This window comes from Faecalibacterium sp. I4-3-84, from assembly GCF_023347255.1.
In the GTDB taxonomy this organism is placed as follows: Bacteria; Bacillota; Clostridia; order Oscillospirales; family Ruminococcaceae; genus Faecalibacterium; species Faecalibacterium taiwanense.
Genome location: NZ_CP094466.1, coordinates 2845948 through 2864500 on the forward strand (window position 1 = coordinate 2845948; position 18553 = coordinate 2864500).

20 protein-coding genes are annotated in these 18553 nt (G+C 59.5%); all 20 read left to right on the forward strand.

Translation table 11 applies throughout. From position 1 onward, the window contains the following. Positions 1–6 precede the first annotated feature (6 nt). Positions 7–906, forward strand: a complete 900-nt coding sequence (cdaA, locus tag MTP41_RS14160; RefSeq protein WP_005940107.1) for a diadenylate cyclase CdaA — start codon at positions 7–9, stop codon at positions 904–906. Then, a complete protein-coding gene (locus MTP41_RS14165) occupies positions 903–2207 on the forward strand; it encodes a CdaR family protein (protein WP_249235783.1) in 1305 nt (434 codons plus the stop codon). Before cdaA ends, MTP41_RS14165 begins: the two co-directional genes overlap by 4 nt. Positions 2208–2230: 23 nt before the next feature. Further along, positions 2231–3826, forward strand: a complete 1596-nt coding sequence (locus tag MTP41_RS14170) for an NAD(P)/FAD-dependent oxidoreductase (RefSeq protein WP_249235784.1) — start codon at positions 2231–2233, stop codon at positions 3824–3826. 10 nt (positions 3827–3836) lie between these two features. Then, the gene (locus tag MTP41_RS14175) at positions 3837–5189 is read left to right on the forward strand and encodes a 5-bromo-4-chloroindolyl phosphate hydrolysis family protein (protein WP_249235785.1); all 1353 of its coding nucleotides are present in this window, start codon (positions 3837–3839) and stop codon (positions 5187–5189) included. Then, positions 5186–7318: a single-stranded-DNA-specific exonuclease RecJ gene (gene recJ / locus MTP41_RS14180; protein ID WP_249235786.1), complete on the forward strand. Its 2133-nt coding sequence runs from the start codon at positions 5186–5188 to the stop codon at positions 7316–7318. Before MTP41_RS14175 ends, recJ begins: the two co-directional genes overlap by 4 nt. Before the next feature lies 1 nt (position 7319). Continuing rightward, positions 7320–9659 (forward strand): RelA/SpoT family protein, encoded by a 2340-nt coding sequence (locus MTP41_RS14185; RefSeq protein WP_097778151.1) that lies wholly within the window; start codon positions 7320–7322, stop codon positions 9657–9659. A gap of 3 nt (positions 9660–9662) precedes the next feature. Further along, positions 9663–10124, forward strand: coding sequence for a D-aminoacyl-tRNA deacylase (gene dtd / locus MTP41_RS14190; protein WP_249235787.1), 462 nt, complete (start codon positions 9663–9665; stop codon positions 10122–10124). 5 nt (positions 10125–10129) lie between these two features. Then, positions 10130–10747: an MBL fold metallo-hydrolase gene (locus MTP41_RS14195; RefSeq protein ID WP_249235788.1), complete on the forward strand. Its 618-nt coding sequence runs from the start codon at positions 10130–10132 to the stop codon at positions 10745–10747. Positions 10748–10759: 12 nt separating this feature from the next. Next, positions 10760–12229 (forward strand): coproporphyrinogen dehydrogenase HemZ, encoded by a 1470-nt coding sequence (gene hemZ, locus MTP41_RS14200; RefSeq protein ID WP_118527979.1) that lies wholly within the window; start codon positions 10760–10762, stop codon positions 12227–12229. After that, positions 12195–13157 carry a uridine kinase family protein gene (locus MTP41_RS14205; protein ID WP_097778148.1) on the forward strand — a complete coding sequence of 321 codons (963 nt, stop codon included), beginning with the start codon at positions 12195–12197 and terminating at the stop codon, positions 13155–13157. The genes hemZ and MTP41_RS14205 overlap by 35 nt, the downstream gene beginning before the upstream one ends. 169 nt (positions 13158–13326) lie before the next feature. Continuing rightward, the gene (locus tag MTP41_RS14210) at positions 13327–13761 is read left to right on the forward strand and encodes a zinc ribbon domain-containing protein (RefSeq protein ID WP_249235789.1); all 435 of its coding nucleotides are present in this window, start codon (positions 13327–13329) and stop codon (positions 13759–13761) included. Between the two features lie 161 nt (positions 13762–13922). Further along, complete coding sequence (locus tag MTP41_RS14215; protein WP_243112280.1) at positions 13923–14633, forward strand: MazG family protein; 711 nt, start codon at positions 13923–13925, stop codon at positions 14631–14633. A gap of 54 nt (positions 14634–14687) precedes the next feature. After that, a complete protein-coding gene (locus tag MTP41_RS14220; RefSeq protein WP_097778145.1) occupies positions 14688–14957 on the forward strand; it encodes an HU family DNA-binding protein in 270 nt (89 codons plus the stop codon). 70 nt (positions 14958–15027) lie between these two features. Beyond that, on the forward strand, positions 15028–15285 hold the full coding sequence (locus MTP41_RS14225; protein ID WP_005940129.1) for an RNA-binding S4 domain-containing protein: 258 nt from the start codon (positions 15028–15030) through the stop codon (positions 15283–15285). A gap of 48 nt (positions 15286–15333) precedes the next feature. Next, positions 15334–15618 (forward strand): YabP/YqfC family sporulation protein, encoded by a 285-nt coding sequence (locus MTP41_RS14230; protein WP_120019701.1) that lies wholly within the window; start codon positions 15334–15336, stop codon positions 15616–15618. Further along, positions 15615–16055: a hypothetical protein gene (locus MTP41_RS14235; protein WP_249235790.1), complete on the forward strand. Its 441-nt coding sequence runs from the start codon at positions 15615–15617 to the stop codon at positions 16053–16055. The genes MTP41_RS14230 and MTP41_RS14235 overlap by 4 nt, the downstream gene beginning before the upstream one ends. Before the next feature lie 30 nt (positions 16056–16085). After that, positions 16086–16391: a septum formation initiator family protein gene (locus tag MTP41_RS14240; protein ID WP_097778142.1), complete on the forward strand. Its 306-nt coding sequence runs from the start codon at positions 16086–16088 to the stop codon at positions 16389–16391. A gap of 39 nt (positions 16392–16430) precedes the next feature. Next, positions 16431–17000, forward strand: coding sequence for a S1 RNA-binding domain-containing protein (locus MTP41_RS14245; RefSeq protein ID WP_097778141.1), 570 nt, complete (start codon positions 16431–16433; stop codon positions 16998–17000). Positions 17001–17105: 105 nt separating this feature from the next. After that, a complete protein-coding gene (locus MTP41_RS14250) occupies positions 17106–18311 on the forward strand; it encodes a THUMP domain-containing class I SAM-dependent RNA methyltransferase (RefSeq protein ID WP_120019704.1) in 1206 nt (401 codons plus the stop codon). A gap of 7 nt (positions 18312–18318) precedes the next feature. Further along, entirely contained in the window at positions 18319–18513 is a 195-nt protein-coding gene (locus MTP41_RS14255; protein ID WP_120120107.1) for a hypothetical protein, read from the forward strand. Positions 18514–18553: the final 40 nt, after the last annotated feature.

The window sequence follows — 18553 nt, forward strand, 5'->3', positions numbered from 1 at the left end:
GTACCAATGACTCTGAACGCGATCATTGCAAATTTCCAGACCTTCAAACTGGTCGATTTGCTGGATATCATCATCATTTCCTTCCTGATTTACCAGCTGCTGGGCATTGTCAACCGCACCCGCGCTGGCCAGCTGTTCAAGGGTGCGCTGCTGGTGATGGCCGTCTATCTGGTGGCAGAAACGCTGAACATGCGTACCGTCACGTGGCTGCTGAACTCACTGCTGCAGGTGGGCCTGCTGACGCTGGTGGTGCTGTTCCAGCCAGAGATCCGCCGTGCGCTGGAGCGCATGGGCCAGACCGACCAGTGGGCCGCCAAGCTGTTCAATGTCAAAGGCCGCTACAACGATCCAAGCCTGAAGGGTGCATGGCGCAGCGCCATCATTGCCATCTGCGATGCGGCAGAGCGCTTTTCTGAGACCAAGACCGGTGCACTGATCGTGCTGGAACGCCACACGAACCTTTCGGAGATCGTGCGCACCGGCACGCCGGTGAACAGCGCCGTCAATCTGGAGGTGCTGGGCACCATTTTCTACGAGGGCACGCCCCTGCACGACGGCGCCGCCATCATTGAGAACGGCCGCATCAAAGCGGCGGGCTGTGTGCTGCCGCTTTCCAACAATCTGGATCTTGGCAAGGATATGGGCACCCGTCACCGCGCCTGCCTTGGCATTGCCGAAAATTCCGATGCAATTGCCATCGTGGTCAGCGAGGAGACCGGTATCATCTCCATGGCGAAAAACGGTGTGCTGATCCGCCACTTTGACCGCCAGACCCTGTATACCCGTCTGGTGGATGAGATGATCCCCAAGGAGACCACCACCGAAAAGACGACGGTCAGCGGCTGGCGCGGTCAGCTGGACCGTCTGTGGAAATGGGTCAGCCAGAAGGAGGACGATGCGCAATGAACAACGAACCCAACAAGAAAAACGGCGCAAAGCCGGCGGTCGCCCATAAGAAAAACATTCTGGACGACCGCCGCATCCGGCTGGCACTTTCGGTGCTGGGTGCCATCGTTGCATGGATGGTGGTCACGATCATCGTGCAGCCCGGCACCAGCAACACCATCTACAATGTGCCGGTGGATTATACCTACGATTCCGCTGCTTACACCTCCCGGGGCCTGAGCATCGTCAGCGCCGAGGATAAGACCGTGAACCTGAAAATCTCCGGCGACGGCTATACCATCGGCGGGCTGACGGCTTCCGACTTTGTGGTCTACCCGGATTTTTCCAGCGTACGCGACAGCGGCGAAAAGACCCTGCGCCTGCTGGTACGCGGTGCCAACGGCCTGCTGAACGGTGTGACTGTGACCATGGAAGGCACGGATAATACGGTGGATGTGGTGTTTGACGTGGTGGAGGAAAAGACCATGCCCGTTACCATTACCACCAACTACCTGACCATCGCGGACGGCTATATCCTTTATAGTACGGATGTTTCCAAGGAGAATATCACCCTTTCCGGCCCCAGCAGTGAGCTGGATAAAGTTGCTACCTGCACAGCAGAGGTGACCTACAGCGGCGAACTGACCGAGTCCATCACGCTGAACACGCCGTTGCGCTTCTATACCTCCGGCGGCAAGGAAGTCAAGTTTGAGTACACGGAGCTGGAAGAGAACAGTGTGGATGTGACCTTGCAGGTGTACAAGATGGCAACGCTGCCGGTGGACGTGAATTTCATCAATGCACCGCGTGATTTTGATGATTCGGTTCTGGTATATGCACTCAGCCGCAAGCAGCTCAAGGTGGCAGGTCCGGCAGCTAAGATCGATATGCTGTCCACGCTGCCCATCGGCAATATCGACCTTTCCACCTTTACACTGAACAAGAGCTATGAGTTGCCCATCGACCTGCCCGCAGACATCTATCTGCTGGATAACATTTCCACCATTACGGTCAGCTTTGACTGCTCCAATCTGGGAACCAAGACCATGAACCTGCCCAATACCTGCGTGCAGGTGGTCAACCTGCCCTCTACCTACCAGCTGACGGTGCAGACCGAACGCCTGATGAATGTAACGCTCTGCGGCCCCAAGGGCGCGATCGAAACGCTGACCCCGGAGCAGGTGGTCATTGAGATCGATGCCGAGGATTTCTCGGTGGCGACCGGCGAGCAGAACATCGCCTGCCGCCTGTATGTGCCCTCCAACGGCAAGATCTTTGCACTGGGCAGCTATGTGCTGCAGTGCCGCATCGAAAGCAACTGAAACAAAAAGGAACACACGATAACATGATTCTGGTTCGCAACATCCGTCTGCCGCTCTCTGCCGGAGAGCCGCAGGCATTTGAAAAAGCCCTGCACGCCGCCCGCATCCCGCGCGGAAAGGTGCAGCATCTGGGCGTGGCAAAGCTCTCGGTGGATGCCCGCCACGGCCAGCCCAAGCTGGTGTATACCGTGGCTGTCACCCTGAAAGAACCTGCCGAGGAAGCGGCTTTTGCAGCCCGCTGTGGTGATGCTTCTCTGCAGCAGAAGGTGGATTTTTCGGTGCAGAATGGCATCCAGCCACTGGCACATCGGCCTGTGGTGTGCGGCCTTGGCCCGGCGGGCCTGTTTGCAGCGCTGCTGCTGGCCCGGCAGGGCTATCAGCCCATTGTGCTGGAGCGCGGCCCGGCGCTGGACGAGCGCGTAAAGGCGGTGGAGCATTTTTCTGCTACCGGCGAACTGGATGTGAATGCGAACATTCAATTTGGCGAGGGCGGTGCCGGTACCTTTTCGGACGGCAAGCTGACCACCCGCATCGGCGATGAGCTGTGCGGCTTTGTTACCGAGGTGTTCCTGCAGCACGGTGCGCCGGAGGAGATCGCCTGGAAGCAGAAGCCCCATGTGGGCACCGACCTGCTGCGCGGTGTGATCACCTCTATCCGCAAGGAGATCGAAGCTCTGGGCGGTGAGGTGCATTTCAACACGGCCCTGACCGGCTTTGAACAGAAAAATGGTCAGCTCACCGGCATTTTTACCACAAATGGCACCTTTGCCTGCGAAGCTTTGGTGTTCGCGGTGGGCCACTCGGCCCGCGATACCTTCGGGATGCTGATGGACGGCGGCCTGCAGTTGGAATGCAAGCCGTTCAGTGTGGGCTTCCGCGCCGAGCATCTGCAGAGTGAGATCGAAAAGAGCTTATATCACGAGGCTGCCGGGCATCCGGCTCTGCCGCGGGGCGAGTATCAACTCTCCCAGCATGTGGGGGAGCGGTGCGTTTACACCTTCTGCATGTGCCCCGGCGGGCAGGTGGTGGCATCGGCCAGCGAGGAAGGCCGTGTAGTGACCAATGGCATGAGCTTCCACGCCCGCAATGGCAAAAATGCCAACGCGGCCGTGGTGGTGAGCGTGGGAGGCAAGGACTTTGCAGACGATCCGCGCCGGGCCATCGCGTTCCAGCGGGAGCTGGAAGCCAGAGCCTACGCCGCTGGGCGCAGTGCAGGGGAGTATGCCGCTCCGGCAGAGAATATCCAGAGCTTTCTGGAAGGGCGCGGCCAGCTGAACATTGGACGTGTGCAGCCTACCTATGACCGCGGCGTTGCTGCGGCAGACCTCGGCGCACTGCTGCCGCAGGAGCTGGCCGAAACACTGCGGGCGGGCCTGCGCGCCTACGAGCGCAAAATTGCGGGTTATACCGCGCCGGAAGCGATCCTTACGGGTCTTGAGACCCGCACCAGCAGCCCGGTGCGGCTGAAGCGGGAAGAAAATTTTGAATGCACCCAGCTGGCAGGTCTGTATCCCTGCGGCGAGGGTGCCGGATATGCGGGCGGCATCATGAGCGCCGCCGTGGATGGCCTGCGGGTGGCCCGCGCCATCATCAGCCGGTATGCACCGGCAGAAGGGTGAGAAGAATTTGATGAACGATCGTGAAAACGATACAATGAGAGAAAATGAGGGCCGTCAGGTGCAGCAGGAGCTGGAAAACCAGCTGCGCGCCTTTGGCGATACCGTGTCGGATGCCTTTGCCCATGGCTTTGAGGGCAAAGGGGAGGACATTGGCGACCGCGCCTATGGTGTGGGCCGTGCGGCGGTGAATGCTGCAAACTTTGGCCTTGGCAAAGCGGCAAAAGCGTTCCGCAGCAGCCGGGATGAATACTACCGCAGCCGCCAGAATGCGCAGAATACGAAAAAACAGGGCTTGAATGAGGACTGTATCAACGCGCAGGCCGCAGGTGTTTCCGGCTGGTTCCGGCAGATGTTCGGCAAGGCAGAGACGACCCCGGCAGACGAGATCCGCGCCAGTGCCAAAAAGCGCTACAGCGCAGGCTGCGCATTGCTGGCAGTCGGCATCACGTTTACGGTGATCTTTGGCATCACGGCGGTTTCCTGTCTGGGTGCGGCGGGCCTGTTTACGCCCAATGCGGCGGTTCTGCAGGCTCTTCTGCAGGACAGCTTTATGGCTGAAAATGCTGCAGCCATGGGCAGCTTTGCGCTGGGGGCGGTGCGGATCACCGGCTGGTGCTTTGCGGCTGTCACCGCCGTGTTCGTGTGGATGATCACTGCCGGTGCATCCCGCCTGAAGGCCAGCAAGACGCTGCTCCGTCTGGCCGAGGCAGCAGAAGGCTTTGACTGCAAAAAGGGCCTGCCGCTGGAAGCCGTGGACGAGAAAAAGACCCGTGCCCTCAAGCGGGTGCGCAGATTCATCCGCAATGGCTGGCTGAGTGCATGGGTGGACGAAAAAGCGGAAAAGCTTTACCTGACTGCTGAGGATTACCGTGCCGCGCAGGAAGCTGCCGCAGCCTCCAAGGCACCGCCGCAGCCGGAACCGGCGGCAGAAAAAACAGACGATGTGCCGCTCAATCTTGAGACGGCGCGCCGCTTTGCCGCCGTGCTGCAGCAGGAAAAACAGCTGATGCAGGATGCGCAGGGCCGCGAAGAGCTGGACCATATGCAGACCACCACCACTGCCATCTGTGACTGGCTGGAAGCGCACCCGGAAAGCCTGCCCAAGGCCCGCCGCTTTGCGGAATACTATATCCCCACCACCCTCAAGCTGCTGCACACCTACAACGATGTGCAGGGCCAGCAGGGCGAAAACGCCGAGACCATCCGCCGCGATATCGCGGGCATCCTTCACACGCTGAATCAGGCCTACGACACCCTGTATGATACGCTGCTCTCGGATGTAGCGATGGATGTCTCTTCTGAGATCGCCGCCCTGCAGGGAATGCTGGCCAACGACGGCCTGACGGGAGGAAATTTTGAATGACCTACCGTGCATGGAATCTGAAGCCGCTGGACCGTGCCGCGCTGCGGGAGCTGACGCAGGCGATTGCGGAGCAGGCCACCGAAGAACTGGAATATAACGCACAGAACGACGAGCCGTGGAGCGAGCAAAAATATGCGGCCGCCCTTGCCGCCCAGCAGAAGGAAAATGCCCTGTTGGCGGGCGTGCTGACGGCCCGCGGCATTACCGACCCTACCGAAGCACTGACCCTGCTTGCCGGTGAGGAAGAATTGAGCGACCCTTCGCTGCTCACCGATATGGACAAGGCCTGCGAGCGCATCTGGCGGGCCATTGACGAGGGCGAGACCATTGTGGTGTTCGGCGATTATGATGTGGACGGCGTGACGGCCACGGCCCTGCTGTACCAGCATCTCAAGGGCATGGGGGCTACCGTAAAATGTATGCTGCCCAGCCGCGAGGGTGACGGCTACGGCCTTTCGCGCAATGCCATCCGTTCCATCCACGATAAGGGCTGCAAGCTGATCGTGACGGTGGATAACGGCATTTCTGCTGTGGAAGAAGCCGATTATGCCGCTGAACTGGGTATTGACCTGATCATTACCGACCATCATCTGCCGCCGGAAACTCTGCCCAAGGCCATTGCCGTGGTAGACCCCCGTCGTGAGGACGACACCAGTCCCTTCAAGGGCCTGTGCGGTGCGGGCGTGGCGTTCAAGCTGTGTGCCGCACTGGATGGCTGCCCGCCGGAAGAAATGCTGGACTACTGCGGCGACCTTGCCGCTGTGGGTACTGTGGCGGACGTGATGCCGCTTACCGGCGAAAACCGCACCCTTGTCAAGGCGGGCCTGCGCCAGCTGCAGAACACGGATCGTCCGGGTCTGGAAGCGTTGCTGGAAGAGGTGGGCCTTGCGGGCAAACCGGTCACCGCAGAAAATGTCAGCTACGCCATTGCGCCCCGCATCAATGCGGCTGGCCGCATGGACAACGCTGTTACGGCTTTGCAGCTGGTGATGTGTGAGGACCCGGACCGCGCCGCAGAGCTGGCCCATAAACTGAACGAGATCAATACAAAGCGTCAGGAGACAGAGCTGCAGATCTTCAAGGCCGCGCAGGAACTGCTGGAACAGGAACCGGAGCGGCTGGAAGACCGCGTGATGCTGCTGTGGGGCCGCGATTGGCACCCCGGTGTCATTGGCATCGTGGCATCCCGGCTGGTGGAACGCACCGGCCGGCCTGTGATCGTGGTGACGATCGACGAGCACGGCGAATGCAAGGGCAGCGGACGCAGCGTGCAGGGCTTCAATCTGCATGCCTGCATTGGTGCCTGCGCAGATCTGCTCATCCGCTACGGCGGCCATGCCATGGCTGCGGGCCTTTCGGTGCGGGAAGAAAATCTGCCCGCTCTGCGCCGCCGCCTGAACGACTGGGCAGCACGGGAATGCCCGGTGCTGCATACCACCCCGCTGGAGTGCGACCTGCCCATCCATCTGGACCGTGTGACCGTGGAAAGTGTGCGGAAGCTCGACCAGCTGGCTCCCTATGGGGCCGAGAACCCGACCCCGGTGTTCCTTTTGCAGAACGCCGTGCTGGATGGGGTATACCCGGTATCGGAGGGCAGGCACAGCCGCCTGCGCCTGCGGCAGGGCAATGCCAGCGTGTATGCCGTGTGGTTCGGCATGCCGCCGGAACAGCTGCCCTATGCCATGGGCGATGTGGTGGATGCTGCGCTGAACCTTTCGGTCTACGATTCGCCCCGGGGCGCACAGCTTTCGGGCCGCATTCTGGACCTGCACCCGGCAGGGCTGGGCACAAAGCTTGCGGAGCAGGCTGCTTTTGTAGCGGCGCTGCGCCGCGGCACACCCCTGACCGAGGAACAGAAAAAGCTTATTACGCCTGAGCGCAGTGATATCGTCACAGTGTACCGTGAGCTGCAGGCGCGCCGCTGGCACGCAGAAGATCTGCAGCCGCTGTGCGCAAAACTGGGCGAGGAAAATACAGGCAAAACGCTGGTGGCGGTCACGGCTCTGGAACAGGTGGGACTGATCGCCACGGTGGAAAAGGGCGGAGCAAAGTATCTGGATCTTGTGCCTGCACAGGGCAAAAAGAACCTTGCGGATGCCCCGGTCCTGAAATGTTTGGAGGGAATGTAAAATGCCAGAGGGAAAGAAAACTGCTGTCCCGGCACCGAAGCCTGTGCGGGAAGAGGATCTCTACTCCGCAAAGACCCACCTGCATCAGCCGGTACCGGTGCAGGAAACGGCTACCGTTTCTGCAACAGCACAGCTGGCCGATGCACCGGAAGGAACTCTGCCTTCGGAGGTGCGGCCGGAGATCGTTACCTGGGAAAAGCTGTGTGAGGCCATCAAGGCCAGCGGCCGCTCCTACAATATGGAGATGATCGAAAAGGCATATGACCTTGCCAACACTGCCCACAAGGGGGTGTGCCGCCGCAGCGGCGAGCCGTATATCTGCCATCCGCTGGCTGTGGCACGACTGGTGCTGGACCTTGGTATGGACTCCGAGAGCATTGCTGCGGCCCTGCTGCACGATGTGGTGGAGGACACTCCCACTACACTGGACGACCTGAAAGCCGCCTTTGGCGAGGAAGTTGCCCTGCTGGTGGACGGCGTGACCAAGCTGACCAAAATCCAGTTCTCTAACATTGAGGAACTGCAGGCTGAAAACCTGCGCAAGATGCTGCTGGCCATGAGCCGCGATGTGCGCGTGATGATCATTAAGCTGTGCGACCGGCTGCACAACATGCGCACCGGTGATGCATGGCCGGAACAGAAGCGCCGCGATAAAGCCCGCGAGACCATGGAGGTGTATGCCCCCATCGCCAACCGTCTGGGCATCCTGAACGTGAAGGAAGAGCTGGAGGACCGCAGCCTGCATTACCTTGACCCTGTGGGCTACGAGGAGATCAGCCGGATGCTCAGTGAGCGTGCAGGCGAGGAGTTCCTTGCAAAGGTGTCCGGTGTGATCGAGCGGCGGCTGGCCGAAAGCGGTATTGAGGGCGCTACCATCAAGCGCCGCGTCAAGAGTATTTACGGCATCTATCGCAAGACCATTATGCAGAACAAGTCCTTTGATGAGATCTACGATATCTATGCGGTGCGTGTCATTCTGGATACGCTGGCCGAGTGCTACAGCACTCTGGGCCTCATCCACGATATGTACCATCCGCTGCCCAACCGCTTCAAGGACTATATCTCCACTCCCAAGCCCAATGGCTACCAGAGCCTGCACACCACCGTCATCGGCCACGAGGGCATCCCCTTTGAGGTGCAGATCCGCACCCGCAAGATGGACGAGCAGGCCGAGTACGGCGTTGCGGCCCACTGGAAGTATAAAGAAGGTCTGGATGGCCACGACAAGCTGGACGAACGTCTGGCATGGGTGAGCCAGCTGTTGGAAAACCAGCGCGTCAGCGAGGATTCCGGCAATCTGCTGCACGACCTCAAGAGCGACCTGCTGCCGGAGGAAGTGTTTGCCTTTACCCCCAAGGGCGATGTCATCAACCTGCCCACCGGCGCTACCTGCATCGATTTTGCCTATGCGATCCATTCGGCGGTGGGCAACCGCATGGTGGGCTGCAAGGTGAACAACCGCATGGTGCCCATCGACCACATCGTTTCCACCGGCGAGATCATCGAAGTGATCCTTGGCCCGGCGGACAAAGGCCCCAGCCGCGACTGGCTCAAGATCGTGCGCACCAGCGAAGCGAAGAGCAAGATCCGAAACTGGTTCAAAAAGATGCGCCGCGAGGAAAATATCACGCAGGGACGTGATGCGCTGGCCCGTGAGCTGCGCAGGGAAATGATCATCATTCCGGACGACCAGCTGGACGATTTTATCAACAGCTGTTCCCGCCGCCTGCGCCAGAACAATGCCGAGGAGCTTTATGCCGCCATCGGCTACGGCGGCATGACCATTGCCAACTGCCTGCCCAAGCTCAAGGAGGAGTGGCAGAAGCTGAAAACTTCGGAGGAAAAGGCCGGGGAAGACCTGCCTAAGGTGGATCTGAGCCGTGTGCACGCTACCGACGGCGTGGTGGTGGAAGGCTTCGATAACACCCCCATCAAGTTTGCCAAGTGCTGCAGCCCGCTGCCGGGCGACCCCATCGTGGGCTTTATCACCCGCGGCTTTGGCGTTTCCATCCACAAGCAGAGCTGCGTGAACGCCATTTCCAGCATGAAGGATCCCACCAATGCCCCCCGCTGGGTCAAGGCGTACTGGGCCGACAGCGTCAAGGACAGCTATAAGGCCGGCATTGAGATCATCGCGCTGAACCGCAACGAGCTGCTGCAGGATGTGCTGGCTGCGCTGGCGGATATCCGGGTGCCCATCTATGCGGTGAACGCCCGTCAGGTGGAAAACAACTGCGCTATGGTCAGCCTGACCATCGGCATCAACAATACCGAGCACCTCAACCGTGTGGTCGCAAGACTTTCCAAGGTGAAGGACGTGCTCAAGGTGACAAGGAGCTAAAACATGCGTGCAGTCATTCAGGCGGTGTCTTCCGCCAGTGTGCGGGTAAACGGCGATGAGCCGCGGGCCATCGGGCCGGGCCTTATGATCCTGCTGGGTGTCAGGGATACCGACAGTCTGGACATCGTGCCCAAGCTTGCCGATAAATGCGCGGGCCTGCGCATCTTTCCGGACGCAGAGGGCAAGCTGAATCTCAGCGCAAAGGACCTTGGCTATTCGGCTCTGGTGGTGAGCCAGTTCACCCTTTACGGCGACACGAAAAAAGGCTACCGGCCCAGCTTTATCAAGGCCGCAAAGCCGCCGCTCTCCGTGGATGCTTACGAGCTGTTCCTTGCAGAGATGAACAAACAGGGCCTGAAGGATGTTCAGCACGGCGAGTTTGGCGCGGACATGCAGGTGGCTCTTGTGAACGAAGGACCCTGCACCATTATCATCGATACCGACGAGTGGAAGAAAAAGGAGTGACCGCCATGCAGACTTTTCATATTCCGGGCGCTGCGCCGCTGTATACCAATACCTTCCTGCTCATTTCCGACGCAGGCCATGCCGTGGTCATTGACCCGGCGGCAGATGCGCAGACCTACGATAAAATTTTAAAGGAAAACAATGCGCAGCTCACCACCATCCTGTGCACCCACGGCCACTACGACCATGTGGGCAGCGCCGAAGCCTTGCGCACCGAGTGGAACGCAAAGCTCTACTGTGAGGCTGCCGACCTTGCAGGCGACCGCATGTATCCGCTGAGCGCAGCGGACTGCGGCTACGCAGAAGGGGAGACTGTCTCGGTAGACGAGCTGCAGTTCACGGTCTGGCACACGCCCGGCCATACGCCCGGCGGCGTGGTGCTGCTGTGCGGCGAGTATCTCTTCTGCGGCGACACCCTGTTTGCAGGCAGCATCGGCCGTACCGATCTGGAGGGCGGCAGCAGTGCACAGATGGCCGAGAGTCTGCGTAAACTGGCAAAGCTGCCCATCCCGCGCGGCACGCAGGTGCTGCCCGGCCATGGCGAGTTCTCCACCTTTGGCGATGAACTGGACAACAATTACTATATCCGCAGCGCTCTGCGCGGCAACAATGATTTATTTTAAAGAGTGAACAACATGAAGATTTATATTACCGGCCTGCCTTCCGGCTACGAAGTGGAGCATCTGGTGCGTTTGTTTTACCCCATGGCACCGCTCACCCTCACCCCGCCGGAGAACGCCGAGGACTGCGTCTGGGCAGAAAAAACGCCGGACGGCCTGCATGCACTGGTGCGTCAGGACGGCAGAAGTGCTGAACGACACGCACCGCTGCCTGCGCCTGTGGAACAGGGCGGCGAGACCCCGGAATTCAGCCTTGCCAGCCTGACCTATGATCTGCTGCGGGATTGGACCGGCATCCGCCCGCCATGGGGCAAAATGACCGGTGTGCGCCCGGTGCGGCTCATCCACGACAAGCGCGCCGCAGGCTGGACGGAAGCGGAGATCGACCACTTTTTCCTTGACCGGTTCGACTGCTCCCAGCAGAAATACCAGATGGCCAAGGCCATTGCCGACCTGCAGGAGCCGATTTTGAAAGTGGGCAATGAACCCGGGACCTACAGCCTGTACATCGGCATCCCGTTCTGCCCGTCCCGGTGCAGCTACTGCAGCTTTGTCAGCTGCAATCTGGACCGCGACCGCAAGATGGTGCAGCCCTATGTGGACTGCCTGTGCAAAGAGGTGGAAGAGATCCGCATTCAGGCAGAAAAGGCGGGGCTTACCCTTTGCAGCATCTACATTGGCGGCGGCACGCCCACCAGCCTGTCTGCCGACCAGCTGCGGCAGCTGATGGGCACGGTCCGGGCGAATTTTGACCTCTCGAAGGTCGTGGAATATACGGTGGAGGCAGGCCGTCCGGACTGCACGGATGCCGAAAAGCTGGCGGTCATCAAGGAATACGGCGCTACCCGCATCTCCATCAACCCGCAGACCTTCTCGGACGAGGTGCTGGCGGGCATTGGGCGCAAGCACTCGGCGCAGGACATTCTGGACTGCTATGCCGAAGCGCGCAAGGCCGGTCATGATGATATCAACATGGACCTGATCGCCGGTCTGCCCGGCGATACGGTGGAAAGTTTTGAGCGCAGCCTGCGGCAGGCCATCGCGCTGGACCCGGAGAACATCACCGTGCACACCCTCACCCTCAAGCGCGCTTCCCGCATCGTCATTGAGGACCAGAAGGAGAACGACTACGCCGATGTAGCCGCCATGCTGGAAAAGTGCCATCTGCTGGCCGAGGCGGGTTATCGGCCCTACTACCTCTACCGCCAGAAGAATACCTTGCAGAACCTGGAAAACGTGGGCTGGTGCAAGCCGGGCCACGAGGGATATTACAACATCTATATCATGGAGGAAGTCCAGACCATCCTCTCCGCCGGTGCAGGCGGCAGCACCAAGCTGGTGGCCGACGGCGGCAAACGGATGCAGCGCATTTTCAATTTTAAGTATCCGAACGAATATATCCAGCGTTTTGCGGAGGTGCTGGAACGCAAAAAAGGAGTGGCTGATTTTTATGATCACGATTTGGGTACCCAAACGTCTGGTTGAGATCGATCTGTACAATGTGGCAGCCCGCAGCCCGCAGGCACTTGCCGACCTGAGTGAGCAGAGCTATGCCCAAAGGGTAGATTACGCCGCCCAGAAAGTGCAGCTTTCCGGCGCAAAGATCGTCATGCTCACCGGCCCGTCGGCCAGCGGCAAGACCACCAGCGCCCACTGCATTGCAAAGGCTCTGCAAAAGCGCGGGACCCCGGCGCAGGTGGTCAGTCTGGATAATTTCTTCAAAGGCGCAGAGTTCTATCCGCGCCTGCCGGACGGCACGCTGGACTACGAGAACCCCGATACGCTGGATCTGCCTCTCATCAAGCAGTGCCTGCGGGAGCTGAGCGAGACGGGCAAGACCGTGCTGCCCATCTACGATTTCTCTGCCGAAAAGCGCTCGGCAGAGGTGGAGCCCATCGACCTGCAGGGCGGTGTATGCATCGTGGAGGGCATCCATGCGCTGAACCCGGAGCTGACCGGCCTTGTAAAGGGCGACGACATCTACCGCATCTATGCAGGCCTGCGGGAGGAATACTGCATCGATGGCCGCCGCGTCATCAACACGCAGGATATCCGCCTGTGCCGCCGCACCCTGCGGGACGCTGCAGCGCGCGGCCGCAGCCCGGAAAAGACCCTTGCCATGTGGGACCGCGTGCTGGACGGTGAGACGCGGTATATCAAGGGCTTCAAGACCACGGCAGATTTTCTGCTGGATACCTCCTTTACCTACGAGCTGGGCCTGATCTCCAAGCTGCTGGGCGTGGTGCGCCGTCAGTTCACGCTGGAAGGCCACAATGCAGAGCTGTGGGACGAGACAGCCCGCCGCTTTGAGCATGTGGCACCGCTGGAGCTGGAGCTGCTGCCGGAGGACAGCATGCTGCGGGAATTCTACGGCGGCGCAGCCGACCGCAGGGCACAGAATGCCGATGTGTGAACTTATCGTGTAAATTTAGGCCGAATGCGAAAAAATTGTTTCCAAACCGGCACCGAACTGTAAAAAATGCGGTCCGTTCGTTGCAAATGAGCGGCTTGTGCGCTATAATGGAGATAACATCCGCACATGGCCCACGATAAACAGGCCGATAGTAAGAGAGGTGTCTTTTATGGATTTCAATAAGATCAAGGAAATGGGTCTGGAATATGCCGAAAAAGGCAAGAACGCTGCGCTGGATCTGGCCGAAAAGGGCAAGACTCAGGCTTTGATCGTAAATGAGCAGGGCAAGCTGCTCAAGGCACAGCGCCAGTTGGGCGCACTGGTGTACAGTCTGGCCAAGGGCAAGGAAGAAAACCAGCCGCTGGTGGATAAGTATATCGAGATGATCGATAACATCGAGCAGGAGATCGCCCGCCTGAAAGCATCCCTGACCCCGGCGGAAGCTGCCGAGGCGGAATATGTGGTGCACGAGGAAGTTCCTGCCGACCAGCCGGAAGCCCCTGCTGCCGAAGCTGCACCGGAAGAGCACAAAGCCTGCCCGCAGTGCGGTGCTCCCGTCTCGGACGATGCACTGTTCTGCAACAAGTGCGGTGCACAGCTGTAATAAAACGGTTCAGCAACAGGGCGGCGCTCCCCACAGGGCACCGTCCTGTTTTTGCGAGCGGAAAATGCAGGAGAAATGCGGGAAATTTGCGCACTTTGTCTTGCAAAACTGCATGAGATGCGATACAATATACAGTATCTTTTACAAGGCAGGTGAGCGCTGTGCTGGACTGGCAGCCAAAGGCACCCTATACGGCAGAGCAGCTGCTGGAAATTCTGCGTATCCTGCGGGACCCGGAGAACGGCTGTCCGTGGGATAAGGTACAGACCCATGCTTCCATCCGGAAGAACTTTCTGGAAGAGACCTGCGAAGCGCTGGAGGCCATTGATGCTGACGATCCGCAGTTGATGCAGGAAGAGCTGGGCGATGTGCTGATGCAGGTGGCGTTCCACGCGGTGATCGAAGAAGAGCGCGGGCGCTTTACGTTTGAGGATGTCTGCCGTGAGGTGTGCGAGAAGCTGGTGTTCCGGCATCCGAACATCTTTGCGTCCTCGGCGGCACAAAATGCGGGTATAAACGGCTGGGATGCGCTCAAAAATAAGGAAAAGGGCCGCACCACTCTGGCTGATGAGCTGGGCACAGTGCCGGTTACGCTGCCTGCTTTGATGCGTGCCCAGAAGCTGCAGAAGCGTGCCGACCGCTGCGGGACAGAGCAGTCTGTGCCGGAAACGGCACGGCAGGCTTTGCAGGCAGCACTGGACGGCTGGAACCGGGAACAGGACGCACAGGCGGCGGGAGAACTGCTGTTTGCTGCGGCCAATGCCATGCGGCTGGCAGGTGTGGACGCGGAGGAAGCGCTGACCTTTGCATCCAAGCGCTATTGTGCAGAACTGCTGGCGCAGAAAGAACAAAGCGGTACTCAGGTCGAGTGACCTGCTCCGATAGAGAAAAAAGAACACCAAGTAACAAATCTGGAGGGTATTTTTATGACGAAGACCGATCTGATCGCACAGGTTGCTGCGAACACTGAGATGAGCAAGAAGAGTGCTGAGCAGGCTGTCAATGCTGTGTTTGAAGCACTGAGCAAGGCCATGTCTGAGGGCGAAAAGATCACCATTTCCGGCTTTGGCACCTTTGAGGTGCGTGAGCGCGCCGAGCGTCAGGGCATCAACCCCCGCACCCGTGAGCCGATCACCATTGCCGCTTCCCGCAGCATCGTGTTCAAGCCCGGCAAGTCCCTGAAGGACACCCTGTAAGCTGTATCTGCTTTGCCGCCGCTGCCTGCAAGAGGGTGCGGCGGCATTTTTTGTAACAGGAGGAAGATCCATGCGTCTGGATAAATATTTGAAAGTTTCGCGCCTGATCAAGCGCCGCACCGTGGCAAACGAGGTGGCCGATGCAGGCCGCATCCTCATCAACGGCAAGATCGCCAAGGCCAGTCAGGCCGTCAAGGCGGGCGACATCATCGAAGTGACCTTCGGCAACCGGCCCATCAAGGTAAAGGTGCTCTCGGATGTGGAGCCGCGCACCAAGGATGTGGCCCGCGAGATGTACGAGATCATTGCAGAGGGCGAGCAGGCATAAAAGCCCCGGTCCGGTGCATAGGATGCACCAGAAAAGGGGAGACGAACCATGCCGGAAAAAACACCCAGAGACCCGCAGCCCGCGCCGCACGATCTGATCCTGGAAAGCCGCGCCCGCCTGACGGTGACCGGTGTGCAGAAGGTACTGCACTGCAATGCCGACAGCGCTGCCATGGAAACGGGCAAGGGTACGCTGCACCTGACCGGGGCGCAGCTGAACATGGCGGCGCTGGATCTGGAGACCGGGGAGGCGAAGTTCACCGGCCGCATCGACACGCTGGAATATACGGTCAGCGCACCGGCGGGCGGTTTTCTGCGCCGCCTGCTGCGATGATCCCGGTACTGCCGCCTGCAGCCCTTGGGCAGGAGATCGCTGCCTGCACGGTGCTGGGAGCCAGTATCGGCGCACTGCGGGCTGTATTCCCGGCCAGAGGGCGTGCAGCTTTTGTGCCGGATCTGGTGTGGATGGGTGCTGTGCTGGCTGCTGTGCAGAGCTACGCAGCAGGGCAGAGCAGTGCCGGTGTTCTGCGCTGGTACATGGCTGCGGCAGCCTTTGCCGGTGCCGGTGCAGCAGCCTTTGTGCTGGGTGCACCGCTGCGTGCAGCGGGAGGCGTTTTACAGCGCCGGGTGCTCCGGCCGGCAGAGCGGCGGCGCGCCCGGCGGAGAAAGGCGCGCAAACTACGCCGCAGCGCAAAAAGAACTGCAAAAAAGAGCAAAAAGAACTTGCCAAACCAGCGCCGCATGATGTATAATTCATATGTGTCAAAGTAAGAGTCAAATGCAACGGGGGCAGAAGAGATCATGGCAGCACCGGACCGCAGAAAACGCAAGAAGAAAGTGGTCGTTAAAACGCTTGTACGGGTGTTTTTTGTCCTGCTGCTGCTGAGTATGCTGGCAGCATACATTTCCAATCAGGTCACCATCAGCTCCAAACATGCGGAGCTGGACACGCTGAACGAGCAGATCGCCCAGCAAAAGACTGAAAACGAGGAGATGCAGCGCATTCTCAGCGGCGATGCAGACCAGATCACCGAGTGGGTCGCGCGGGATTCTTACAATTACGCTGCACCCAACGAGCGCATCTTTGTGGATGTGACCGGCAGCTGAATTGCTGCCCATTCTATGGAAAACAAGGAGTATTGAGTTTTGGCAATTGAGGTAGGGAACGTATTCGAGGGGCGCGTCACCGGTGTAAAGCCGTTTGGCGCTTTTGTCGCACTGCCGGAGGGCCGTGTGGGCATGGTCCATATTTCCGAGGTGTCCAACGAGTTCGTGCAGGACATTGCAGCTGTTCTGCACGATGGTGATATCGTCAAGGTGCAGGTGATCAACATTGCACCGGACGGCAAGATCGCATTGTCCATCAAGCGCCTGCTGCCGCCTCCTCCGCGCCCGGCGCGTGAGGGCAGAGGCCCTGCAGGCAGTCCGCGCTCTGGTGGTCCCCGTCCGGGCGGCCCCCGCGAGGGTGGTCATTTTGGTGCAGGCCGCGGCGGCGCTGGCCGCCCCCCGCGTGAGGGCGGCAGAGGCCCTGCCCGCGACAGCGCACCCCGTGTATGGCAGCCCAAGGCTCCCGTCCGTTCCGATAACATGAGTTTTGAGGACATGATGAGCCGCTTCAAGAGCCAGAGCGAAGAGAAGATGGCCGATCTTGATCACGAGACCAATAACCGCCGCGGCGGTGGTTATGCGCCTCGCGGCCGCGGTGGCCGCCGCTGAGCGGAAAGGCCTGCGCTTTTCAAGCCTGATCAAAATAACGGAAACAGACCTGTCTCATTTGATCGGGCAGGTCTGTTTTTTCCGTAATAAAAGAAAGGAAACACAATGCCTGCAAAATTTGAACTGATCGCGCCCTGCTTTTTTGGGTGTGAATCCACTGCAAAATTTGAGCTGACCCGCATCGGCGCAGAGAATATCCGCGTGGACGATGGCCGTCTGAGCTTTGCCGGCGGCGCAGAGATGATTGCTGCTGCAAACCTCAATCTGCGCACGGTGGAGCGCGTGATGCTGCTGCTGGCCCGCTACAGGGCCGCCACCTTTGATGACCTGTTCGACGGCGTGTACGATATTCCGTGGGAGGAGCTGCTGCCCGCAGACGCAGCCTTTCCGGTCACCGGCTCTTCACTGAACAGCCAGCTGTCCAGTGTGCCTGCCTGCCAGAGCATCATCAAAAAAGCTGTGGTCAAGCGCCTGATGGCAAAGCACCACACCTCTGTGCTGCCGGAGACCGGCGCGGAGTACAAGATCCGCTTCATGTTGCGCAAGGATCAGTGTGAGATCATGCTGGACACCACCGGCGACGGTCTGCACAAGCGCGGCTACCGCCGCAACGCCATGGAGGCACCCATTCGCGAGACTTTGGCCGCTACCATTGCAGACCTTGGCCGTGTGCGCCGCGACAGTCTGGTGGAGGACCCCTTCTGCGGCAGCGGCACGCTGCTGATCGAAGCTGCTCAGAAAGCTATGAACATTGCCCCCGGCCTGAAGCGCCGCTTTGCCGCCGAGCGCTATGGCTTTGTGCCGGCAGCCATCTGGGCCGAGCAGCGTCAGAAGGCACTGGCCGAGGCCAAGCTGGATGTGGGCTTTGAAGCCTTTGGCTATGATATCGACCCTGCCGCTGTGGCTCTGGCCAACGCCAACGCAAAGCTGGCCGGTGTGGAAAAGCGCTGCCACTTTGAAGTGGCTGATGTGGCCGACTTTGCCGCGAAGCAGGAGGCCATCGTGCTGACGAATCCCCCGTATGGCGAGCGCATGAGCACCATTGAAGGTGCCGCTAAGCTGGCCCGTACGCTGGGCCGGCAGATGGAAGCACACCCCTGTGCAGGCGTGTATGCGATCACTGCCGATATGGATTTTGAGACCCACTACGGCAAGCGTGCCAACAAGCGCCGCAAGATGTACAACGGCATGATCCCCTGCCAGTTGTATATGTACTACAGCGCGCTCAAGCTTGAGCACACTGCAAAGCCGATGCCGAAGTCCGGCTTTGACGGCAAGCGCACTGCACCGAACCGCTTTAACAAGAAGTAATTGAAAAATGTTACCTGCCGCACCGGAGCTGTCCAGTGCGGCTTTTTACATTGCAGCCGGTAATTACCGAAAAAAAACAAAGCGGGATCTGAATTGGCAGGAGATGGAAATGAACGCAAACACAGGAAGTTTTACGCTGTGTTCCGCGCCACGTGCGGCAAAGATGAGACAAATTCATGCTCTTTTTACAAAGGATGGTTGAACCCGGGCTGAAAATGGATTATACTTACCTTATTATTCTG